This window comes from Nitrospirota bacterium, assembly GCA_037386965.1.
Classification (GTDB): Bacteria; Nitrospirota; Thermodesulfovibrionia; order Thermodesulfovibrionales; family JdFR-86; genus JARRLN01.
In genome coordinates, this window is record JARRLN010000074.1 from 1 (window position 1) to 10,245 (window position 10,245).

10 protein-coding genes are annotated in these 10,245 nt (G+C 62.4%); 8 read left to right on the forward strand and 2 right to left on the reverse strand.

Going from position 1 to position 10,245, the window contains the following annotated elements:
- Positions 1–115: 115 nt before the first annotated feature.
- From P8Y39_10450 to ppdK, 4 genes are all read left to right on the forward strand, one after another.
- Positions 116–1,114, forward strand: a complete 999-nt coding sequence (locus P8Y39_10450; protein ID MEJ2192746.1) for a 4Fe-4S binding protein — start codon at positions 116–118, stop codon at positions 1,112–1,114.
- A gap of 264 nt (positions 1,115–1,378) precedes the next feature.
- Positions 1,379–1,828, forward strand: a complete 450-nt coding sequence (locus tag P8Y39_10455; GenBank protein ID MEJ2192747.1) for a YbhB/YbcL family Raf kinase inhibitor-like protein — start codon at positions 1,379–1,381, stop codon at positions 1,826–1,828.
- 110 nt (positions 1,829–1,938) lie between these two features.
- Entirely contained in the window at positions 1,939–2,748 is an 810-nt protein-coding gene (locus P8Y39_10460) for a sterol desaturase family protein (protein ID MEJ2192748.1), read from the forward strand.
- 149 nt (positions 2,749–2,897) lie between these two features.
- Positions 2,898–5,819 (forward strand): pyruvate, phosphate dikinase, encoded by a 2,922-nt coding sequence (gene ppdK / locus P8Y39_10465; GenBank protein MEJ2192749.1) that lies wholly within the window; start codon positions 2,898–2,900, stop codon positions 5,817–5,819.
- A gap of 48 nt (positions 5,820–5,867) precedes the next feature.
- Here the strand turns inward: ppdK and P8Y39_10470 are convergent, their stop codons facing one another.
- A complete protein-coding gene (locus tag P8Y39_10470) occupies positions 5,868–6,083 on the reverse strand; it encodes a DUF2892 domain-containing protein (GenBank protein MEJ2192750.1) in 216 nt (71 codons plus the stop codon).
- A gap of 112 nt (positions 6,084–6,195) precedes the next feature.
- Positions 6,196–7,353 carry an NAD(P)-binding protein gene (locus P8Y39_10475; protein ID MEJ2192751.1) on the reverse strand — a complete coding sequence of 386 codons (1,158 nt, stop codon included), beginning with the start codon at positions 7,351–7,353 and terminating at the stop codon, positions 6,196–6,198.
- 191 nt (positions 7,354–7,544) lie between these two features.
- Here P8Y39_10475 and P8Y39_10480 point away from each other — a divergent pair, with 191 nt between their 5' ends.
- Genes P8Y39_10480 through arsB form a run of 4 tightly spaced genes read left to right on the forward strand, consistent with a single transcriptional unit; the run spans position 7,545 to position 10,227 of the window.
- A complete protein-coding gene (locus P8Y39_10480) occupies positions 7,545–8,492 on the forward strand; it encodes a permease (protein ID MEJ2192752.1) in 948 nt (315 codons plus the stop codon).
- Between the two features lie 9 nt (positions 8,493–8,501).
- On the forward strand, positions 8,502–8,741 hold the full coding sequence (locus P8Y39_10485) for a thioredoxin family protein (protein ID MEJ2192753.1): 240 nt from the start codon (positions 8,502–8,504) through the stop codon (positions 8,739–8,741).
- Position 8,742: 1 nt separating this feature from the next.
- On the forward strand, positions 8,743–9,114 hold the full coding sequence (locus P8Y39_10490; GenBank protein MEJ2192754.1) for a metalloregulator ArsR/SmtB family transcription factor: 372 nt from the start codon (positions 8,743–8,745) through the stop codon (positions 9,112–9,114).
- Positions 9,115–9,150: 36 nt separating this feature from the next.
- A complete protein-coding gene (gene arsB, locus P8Y39_10495; protein ID MEJ2192755.1) occupies positions 9,151–10,227 on the forward strand; it encodes an ACR3 family arsenite efflux transporter in 1,077 nt (358 codons plus the stop codon).
- Positions 10,228–10,245: the final 18 nt, after the last annotated feature.

Below are 10,245 nucleotides of genomic sequence, written 5' to 3' on the forward strand. Positions count from 1 at the left end.
CCGTTCGTCCTTTCCGCGGTGAAAGAGCGGCTTCGTATGCCCGGGGGCCTTTCAAGCAGTCCCGTACTGACGACCGTCATACCCCCGGACACCCCGCATCAATAAAATAGAAGACATGCAGAACGCAAGGCGCCGGTATCTCAGGCGTTTGAGATATGCCGTTCAGTGGGGGGTCTTCGCCCTCGTCCTCCAAGGCGGGGTGCAGTTTTACTTCTTTGCCGGGCACTTCATCAGCGGCGGCGCACCGGTGGAGCGCCCTCCGCTAGTGGATGGCTTCCTGCCCATCGGCGCGCTCATGTCTCTCAGGCTGTGGGTGCAGAAGGGCGTTTTCGACCCGGTGCACCCGGCCGCCCTGGTGATTTTCCTGGCCGCCCTGGCAACCTCCGCTCTTATGAAGAAGAGTTTCTGCGGCTGGGTCTGCCCCGTGGGGGCTCTGTCGGAGCAGGCCTACCGCCTGGGCGGCAGGCTTTTCGGTCGGAATTTCCGGCTTCCCGGTTATCTGGACTATTCCCTCCGCTTGGTAAAGTACCTGCTCCTGGGGTTTTTCCTCTACGCCGTACTCGTCAAAACACCCCTTGAGGGGATTGTTCAGTTCGTCCACACCCCGTACTGGAAGGTGGCGGACGTGAAAATGCTTCATTTCTTTACCGAAATGACCGCTTTCACCGGGGCGGTTCTGGGCGGGCTCGTGGCCCTCTCCCTCTTTTACCGCAATTTCTGGTGCCGCTACCTCTGTCCCTACGGAGCGCTTACCGGCCTTTTGAGCTGTCTGAGCCCCGCGAAGGTGTCGCGAAACGAGGAGGCCTGTAGCCGGTGCGGCCTGTGTAGCAAGACCTGCCCGAGCCACCTGCCCGTGGACCGGAAAAGAAGGGTCCGCTCTCCCGAGTGCTCGGGCTGCCTGACCTGCGTAAGCGTCTGCCCCGCCAGGGACGCCCTCGATGCGGCCCTTCCCCGCCGGAGGACCGTGACGCCGCTCCTTTATGCCGGCCTCGTCCTCGCCCTCTTTTTCGGCATCGTGGGGGCGGCGAAACTGACCGGGCACTGGCAGTCCACCGTCACCTACCGGGAGTGCCAGGTCCTGGTGCCCCTGGCCGACCGCTTCGGCCATCCCTGAGGGGCGTCCTTACCGCTGCCCGTTTCCTTTGGGGTTGGAGGCCGGGCCCCTTGGTCGCCGGCGGCCGAGCCCCCCTTGGTCGCCGGCGGCCGAGCCCCCCTTGGTCGCCGGGGCCGAGCCCCCCTTCACGAATGGGAATGCAGTGCTATAATCTGAGGTATGTCCAGGCGCGTGCTCATGATGTCTCTAAAGCTGCTCCTTGGAGTGCTGATTTCTGTTGTGCTCACCGGATGGGCTCCGCCCGCCGGGAGCGTGGAGGCGAAGATGGCTGAGCTGGTCCTTGTCAGTCCCATGTTCGGCAACAACGGGTTCATTCCCAAGAAGTATACGTGTCAGGGGAAGGACGTGAACCCGCCGCTCGCGGTTGAGAAGGTCCCCGACGGCACCAAGTCCCTGGCCCTTATCGTCGACGACCCGGACGCCCCGGCAGGCACCTGGGTGCACTGGGTGGTCTGGGACATCGCCCCCGAGACACGGGAGATTCCCGAGGACACCGTCCCCCCGCAAGCCAAGCAGGGGATGAACGACTTCAAGAAGCGCGAATACGGCGGTCCGTGCCCGCCCTCCGGCACCCACCGCTATTTCTTCAAGCTCTACGCCCTGGACAATTTCCCGGAGCCCGGCGGCAAGGGGACCAAGCCCGACCTGCTGAGGGCCATGAGGGAGCACATCATCGCCGAGGCCGAGCTGGTCGGCCTTTACCGGAAGGAGTAACCCCCGGCGGGGCAAGAGCCCCGGAAGAGCGGAAGCCCCCCGTCCCCGCGCCTTTCGCACGCGAAGAAGGCAAGGGCTTATAATGGATAGCGGGGCCCTCTGCCGTGAACATGTTCATTATCGATTCGGAAGCTTTCATCCGCCTGGGCGCCTTCCTGGGGGTGCTCACGGCCATGGCCGGATGGGAGCTCCAGAGGCCGAAGCGCAGCCTTCGGACCTCAAAGGCCCGAAGGTGGTTCTACAACCTCGCCGTGACATTTCTGAACGCCGGCACGCTCCGCCTTCTCTTCCCGGTGACGGCCGTCTGGGTGGCCATGGACGCGCGGGGACGGGGGCTGGGACTCTTCAACGCCGTCCCCCTTCCCGAACTCTGGGCGGGCGTCCTTTCGGTGTTGCTGCTGGACCTCACCGTATACGCACAGCACGTAGTCTTCCACTACGTCAGGCCCATCTGGCGGCTTCACGTGGTGCACCACACGGACCTGGATATCGACGTGACCACCGGGGCCCGGTTTCACCCCCTGGAGATAGTGCTTTCCATGGGCATCAAGATGGGGGCCATCCTGGCACTGGGAGCGCCTCCGTGGTCCGTGGTGCTCTTCGAGGTTCTGCTGAACGCCACAAGCATGTTCAACCACTCCAACGTGGACATTCCCTTGGGCGCCGACCGCCTGGCACGGCTTTTCGTGGTTACGCCGGACATGCACAGGGTCCACCATTCCGTCGTCCGCAGGGAGATGAACAGCAACTTCGGCTTCAACCTGCCCTGGTGGGACAGGCTCTTCGGGACCTACCGGGCGCAGCCGGAGCGCGGCCACCAGGGGATGGTCATCGGCCATGCGAACTTCAGGGATGCCGAAAGGCTGAAATTGAGGCACATTCTGTCTCTTCCCTTCACCGCGAAACGGCAGTACCTCTGAGCCGCCTTCTCCGGGCGGGAGGGCGGCCGGCGCGGCCTTTGCGGCACATAAGGGGTTGATATTTTTAGTATTATAAGGTACTCTAACAAACATTCTTTGGACGTTCACGCAACAACACTGTCATTACACATGCACTCGGGAGGAACCCTATGGCCAAGAAGAAGTCGGCTGCGAAGAGGACCGCTGCCAGGGCGAAGGGAGCTGCGAAGAAGGCGGCCCCCAAGGCCAGGAAGGCGGCCGGGGGCGCAAGGAAAAAAGTGAAGGCTGCCGCAAAGACGGTGCAGAAAAAGACCCGGGCCCGGAAGACGGTCAAGAAGACCGGGGCCAGGAAGGCTGCCAGGAGGGCTGCCTCCCGGCCGAAGAAATACGTCTATTTCTTCGGTGCCGGAAAGGCCGACGGCACCGCCGAGATGAAGAACCTTCTCGGCGGCAAGGGCGCCAACATCGCCGAGATGGTGAACCTGGGCATCCCCGTGCCGCCTGGCTTTACCATTACCACCGAAGTCTGCACCCTCTATTACAAGAATAACCGCCAGTACCCCCGGGAGCTGGCCCCCCAGGTGGAGCAGGCCATGGCGCGGGTGGAAAAGCTCATGGGCCGCAGGTTCGGCGACCCCGACGACCCCCTGCTGGTCTCGGTGCGCTCCGGCGCCCGGCGCTCCATGCCCGGGATGATGGAGACCGTCCTGAACGTCGGCCTCACCAGCAAGACCATTCCCGGCCTCGTCAAGCGCACCAACAACGAGAGGTTCGTCTACGACGCCTACCGCCGCCTCCTCATGATGTACTCCGACGTGGTCATGGAGAAGGCCGCGGGCATCGAGCCCAGAAACGACCACGATGCCATCAGGCACAAGCTCGAGACGGCCATGGACAGGGTGAAGAAAGAAAAGGGCTACAAGCACGATACCGAGCTTACCGTGCGGGACCTCAAGGACCTCTGCGAACGGTTCAAGACCATCATCAAGGACACGCTGGGCACCGAATTCCCCGACGACCACATCGCCCAGCTCTGGGGCGGCATAGGCGCGGTCTTTCAGTCCTGGATGGGCAAGCGGGCCGTCTCCTACCGCAGGATAGAGAAGATTCCCGAGGAGTGGGGCACGGCGGTGAACGTACAGAGCATGGTTTTCGGCAATACGGGCCTGGACTCTGCCACGGGCGTGGCCTTTACCCGGAACCCGGCCACCGGAGAGAAGGTTTTTTATGGCGAGTGGCTTCCCAACGCCCAAGGCGAGGACGTCGTCGCCGGCATCAGGACCCCCAACCCCGTGAACGAAGCCGGCAAGACCGATGACACCAGGCACCTACACTCCCTCGAAGAAGCCATGCCCACGGTATACAAGCAGCTCGACCGCATACAGCGAAAGCTGGAGCGCCACTACACCGACATGCAGGATATCGAGTTCACCATCGAGGACGGCCGCCTCTGGATGCTCCAGACCCGGGTGGGCAAGCGCAACGGCCAGGCCGCCATCCGGATGGCCGTGGAGATGGCCAAGGCGCGCCTCATCACGAAGCAGACTGCGGTGATGAGGGTGACCCCCGACCAGATGGACGAGCTTCTGCACCCCATGGTGAGCCCCGAAGCGGAAGGCCACGCCACGGCCCTGGCCAAGGGCCTCCCCGCGGGCCCCGGCGGGGCCACCGGAAGGGTGGTTTTCACGGCCGACGATGCCGAAGCCTGGGCAAAGCAGGGGGAGAAGGTCATCCTGGTGAGAAACGAAACCTCGCCGGAGGACGTCCACGGCATGCACGCCGCCCAGGCCATCCTCACGGCCAAGGGCGGCATGACCAGCCACGCCGCACTGGTGGCCCGGGGCTGGGGCAAGTGCTGCATCGTGGGCTGCTCGGACTTGGACATCAACCTGCCGGCCAAGACCATAAACGTCAACGGGCGCGTCCTTCGGGAGGGGGACTGGGTTACTCTCAACGGGACCAAGGGAAGGGTCTACGAGGGAAAGCTCAGCCTCCTGCCGGCCGACCCCGCGCGCAATCCGTGGTACAAGGAGATGATGCGCTGGGCCGACCTGTTCAGGACGCTCAAGGTCCGCACGAACGCCGACACCCCCCACGACGCCACCGTGGCCAGAACCTTCGGGGCCGAGGGCATCGGCCTGTGCCGGACGGAGCACATGTTCTTCGAAGCCGACCGCATCCGGGCCGTCCGGGAGATGATACTCTCGGACACGCTGGAAGGCAGAAAGCGGGCCCTGGGCAAGCTCCTTCCCATGCAGCGGAAGGACTTCGAGGGCATCTTCAAGGCCATGGAGGGGCTGCCGGTGACCATCAGGCTCCTGGACCCCCCGCTGCATGAGTTCCTGCCCCACACGGACGAGGAGCTTCGGGACATGGCCGGGGAGATGGGTGCCTCTTTCGAGAAGCTCAAGGCCAAGAACACCTCGCTGCACGAGTTCAACCCCATGCTCGGCCACAGGGGCTGCCGCCTGGGGGTCACCTACCCCGAGATCTACGAAATGCAGGTCCAGGCCATCATGGAGGCGGCCTGCTCGCTGGCGAAGCAGAACGTGAAGGTCATCCCGGAGGTCATGATACCCCTGGTGGGCCACGTCAACGAGCTGGCCATGCTCAGGAAGCTCGCCCTGGAGGTGGCCGACCGGGTGCAGGCCGAGTACGCCGTGAAGATACCCTACCTGGTGGGCACCATGATAGAGCTGCCCCGGGCAGCGGTCACCGCGGACGAGATAGCCGGGGAGGCGGAGTTCTTCTCCTTCGGGACGAACGACCTTACCCAGACTGCTTACGGACTCTCCCGGGACGATGCGGGCAAATTTCTTCCCTTCTATATAGAGAAGGGGATCCTCAAGGACGACCCCTTCATCTCCATCGACGTGGAGGGGGTCGGCGAGCTGATGCGCACCGCCGTGCAGAAGGGGCGGAAGGCTCGCAGGGACATCAAGCTCGGCATCTGCGGCGAGCACGGAGGGGACCCCAAGTCGGTGGAGTTCTGCCACCGGATAGGGCTCAATTACGTAAGCTGCTCGCCCTTCCGGGTTCCCATAGCGCGGTTCTCCGCCGCTCAGGCCGCCCTGAGGGAAAAAGAAGGCTAATAGAAGTAACGGCTCAAGCAAAGGGGGGGCCGCCGAGGCCCCCTTTTCTTATTTCCAGTACTCCCTGTTCCAGGGGTGGACTTTCCTTCGGGTGGAGAGGTCCAGGAGCTCATAAACCGGGCACCAGCCCACGGCCCCGGTGACAAGGGGAAAGCCCCCCAGGGAGGCCCACTTGCTCCGGGGGCCCACGAAGGCGAGGGAGAGGATGCTCAACCCGGCGGTCACGCGTATCGCTCTATCGAGAGTTCCCATGTTCTTGTTCATCGCACACCCCTTTCAATCTCGTTTCTCCTTCGATGGTAGCGAAAAACGGGGCTCCTGTCAGCATCCGGAACCAAGAGCCCCACGCCCCGAAAGAGAGGTCAAACGGAGCGGCCTACCCCTCATGGTCCGACCGCACCGGAATCGGTGGGGCGTCCCGTTTTTTCCCGGGGGAGAAGGCGGGCGGGATGCTCTTGCGGTCGAAGCCCGTATCTTTCGTCCGGCTTTCGTACGACCTCGCGGCCAGCGGGAGAAGAACGCGTTTCAGCAGGGAAGGCGCATAGTGCTGCCTCAGGTAGCCGCAGGGATTGCCCTCCGCAAACCGCCTTGCCAGAAACCGGTACCCCCGGTGGCCGAACCTTTCGAAGAGGTACCTGTTGACGAGGGACGTCTCCAGCATGGGCTTGAGCTCCCGCTTCCAGAGCGCGTCGTAATGGGTGCCGTCGATGATGCTTCGGGCGGCCAGGTAACCGGATATGATGGCGTACCTCATCCCGAAGCCCCAGAGGCAGTCCTGAAAGCCCGCCGACTCGCCCACATATAACCTGCCGTCCCCCACCTGGGTGTCCCGGAGGAAGAAGTTGCCGAAGCTGGCGAACTTCCTGGGGTTTCTCACGTCAAGCTGGATTTTCTCTTCAAAGGAGCGGAGCGTCCTCGCGAAAAACTCCTCCGCCCTCCTGAATTCCCTGTAAAGCACCGTGGCCATGGTGCCCCGGCCCCGGTTGACCAGGAGATAGGCATACCCCTTGGGGGCGATGCGGTTGTCGAAGGCCACGGCCGCCCGGTCCGGAAGCGATGTCTCAAAGGTAATCCCCAGGGCCAGAATATCGACCCCACGGGGGCCCGTTCCCACGATGGTCCTCCCCTGCGCACCTTCCAGCCTGCGGTTGAAGCGTATCTCGGCGCCCAGCGCAAGGGCCTGCTCCTTGAGTCCCGCATCGAGGGTCCCCGTCATGGAGCCCCTCCTGACCAGGTAGAAGATGGGCCTTTCCGATTTCACCTCCACGGGCTCCATTTCAGGGGCGTAGACCGTGCCGCCGTAATAAGGGACGCAGGGGAAACTGAGCTCGATACCTATGTCCTTGAGCGTCTCCAGGATATCCCTTTCGCAGCTCCAGTTCTCAAGCCCCTGGAAATCTCCCTTCAGCCGGTGGCCCACCTCGGGGGACTTTTCGCTCACCCTGACGGCAATCCCCTCCCTGCGGAGAACTATGGCCGCCGCGAGCCCCGCCGGGCCCGCTCCCACGATGTCGATGACCTCTTTGCCAGCCATGAAGATGCACCCCCCAGTCCCGGAAAAGTCAATGAAACCCCGCCATTATCAAAGACGGGCGACATTTCCTTCCTCAATCATAGTACAGGGTCCGCCCTTTGTCATTCAACATTACACTCCCCGGGCTCCAAGGGCCCTTCCCGCTTGACAATCCATCAACTTATTTTTATATTAGGAAAAAGGATTATCTCATGCTCAAGGGCTTCTCAGACCTCATAACCCGTGATATTCTAAGCCTTCAGGCCGGGAGCCGCCTGGAGGACGCCCTTAATTTCTTTATTTCAGATACATTAAAGATATTTCTTCTTCTCGTGGTCGTCATCTTCGCCGTCTCCGTCATCCGGAGCTATTTCCCTCCGGAGAGGACGCGGCGCCTGCTCTCTCATAAGAAACTATTTATAGGAAATGGACTAGCCGCCATGACCGGGGTGGTCACGCCGTTTTGCTCCTGCTCGGCGGTCCCGCTGTTCATCGGGTTTGTCGAGGCGGGAGTGCCCCTGGGGGTGACGTTCTCATTCCTCATAGCCTCCCCCATGGTGAACGAGGTGGCTCTGGTCATGCTCTTCGGCCTCTTCGGATGGAAAGTGGCGGCCATCTACCTGGGGGCAGGCCTGGCCGTGGCCGTGTTCGGCGGCATCGTCATCGGAAGACTCGGCCTGGAGAAGTGGGTGGAGCAATACGTGTATACCATGCGGACAGGCGTCCTGGAAGAGCGGAAGATGACGTTTGACCGGAGGCTCGCTCTGGCCCGGGCGAACACCGGAGAGATATTGCGGAAGGTCTGGCTCTTCGTCCTCCTGGCCATCGGCATAGGGGGTTTTATCCACGGCTATGTCCCGGAGGACTTCATGGCCAGGGTGGCCGGCCCGGGAAATCCCCTGGCCGTGCCCGCCGCGGTCCTCATGGGGGTGCCCCTTTACGCCAACGCGGCCGGGGCCATACCCATCGTCTATGCCCTCATGGAGAAGGGCCTGGGCATGGGCACCGTGCTGGCCTTCATGATGGCCGTTACGGCCCTGTCCCTGCCGGAAATGATTATCCTGAGAAAGGTGCTCAAGGTGAAGCTCCTGGCCGTCTTCGTGGGCGTCATGGCCGTAACCATCACAGCCATTGGCTATCTGTTCAACGCCATACTGTAGGAGGAAGGGATGGAGATAAAAGTGCTGGGGCCGGGATGCCCCAACTGTAAGAAAATGGAAGAGATGGCAGCGAAGGCCGCGGCGGAGCTGGGCGTGGAGGCCGCCGTGCAGAAGGTAACCGACATCGGCGAGATCATGAAGCACGTCCTCTCCACGCCGGGACTCGTGGTAAACGGCAAGGTGAAGCACGCGGGGAAGCCCCTGCCTTCGCCCCAAAGTGTGAAGCAGCTCATCGGGGAGGAGGTGTAGGATGTCGGATGTTCCGGGTATTTTCAAGGCACTCTCCGATGAGACGCGCCTGCGCATCGTGAGCCTTCTTCGGGACGGGGAGCTCTGCGTTTGCGATATCGTGGCCGCCCTGGGCACGAGCCAGCCCCGGGCCTCCTTCCACTTGGCGGTGCTCAAGGAGGCCGGGCTCATAAAGGACCGCAAGGTGGGCAGATGGACCCACTACAGCCTGGAGGGCGCGGACCTGTTCCGGCGGTTCCTCCTGCTCTCCGTGGCGGAGAGGTACGAGAGCCCTCTGGCCGCGGAGGACCGGCAGAGGCTCGCGGAATTCCTCAAGCAAAAGGCTGCAACGCCGGCCGGGGAGGAAGGGGCCGGCAGAGCCTGCTGCGCATAGACGGCGTTGCGCACGCGTAAGTAGAAAGGGGAGGAAATGAACGAAAAGCCCGCGCGCTTGTCCTTCATCGACCGTTTTCTGACGCTCTGGATTTTCTCGGCCATGGCGCTGGGTGTGGGGCTGGGATACCTCTTCCCGGGGGTGGAGGGCCTCATCAACCGCTTTCACGTGGGCACCACAAACATACCCATAGCGGTGGGGCTCATCCTGATGATGTACCCTCCCCTGGCCAAGGTGCGGTACGAAGAGATGGGCGAGGCCTTCAGGAACCGGCGGGTGCTGGGGTTGTCCCTGGTACAAAACTGGCTCATCGGTCCCGTTCTGATGTTTCTTCTGGCCGTCCTTTTCTTGAGGGGGTACCCCGAGTACATGGTGGGCCTCATCATGATAGGGCTGGCCCGCTGCATCGCGATGGTCATCGTGTGGAACGACCTGGCGTGCGGCGACAGGGAATACGCCGCCGGGCTGGTGGCGTTCAACTCGATTTTTCAGGTGCTTTTCTACTCCCTTTATGCCTACGTCTTCATAACCATGCTCCCGCCGCTTTTCGGCCTCAAGGGGGTGGTGGTGGACGTCACCATGGGACAGATAGCCAAAAGCGTCTTCGTCTATCTCGGCATTCCCTTCCTGGCAGGGATGGCGACCCGCCTGGTGCTCCTTCGAGCGAGAGGGCGTGAGTGGTACGAGGAGAGCTTCGTGCCCCGCATAAGCCCGATAACGCTCGTCGCCCTGCTTTTCACCATCGTGGTCATGTTCTCCCTCAAGGGGAACTACATTATCCGCCTTCCCCTGGACGTTCTGCGCGTGGCCCTGCCCCTGCTCGTCTATTTCGTCCTCTTGTTCCTGGTCTCCTATTACATGGGCAAGAGGTTCGGGGCCGGATACGAGAAAACGGCCACGCTCTCCTTTACGGCGGCAAGCAACAACTTCGAGCTTGCCATAGCGGTGGCCGTCTCGGTGTTCGGCATCGGCTCGGGCGCGGCCTTCGCCGCCGTCATTGGCCCCCTGGTGGAGGTGCCCGTGCTCATATCCCTGGTTTCCGTAGCCAGATACTTCCAGAGGAAATACTTTCCCGCCGAGTACTGCGCCGTCGAGGAGACAACGCCTCTTTAAAAAACTGCCTCCCTCGCT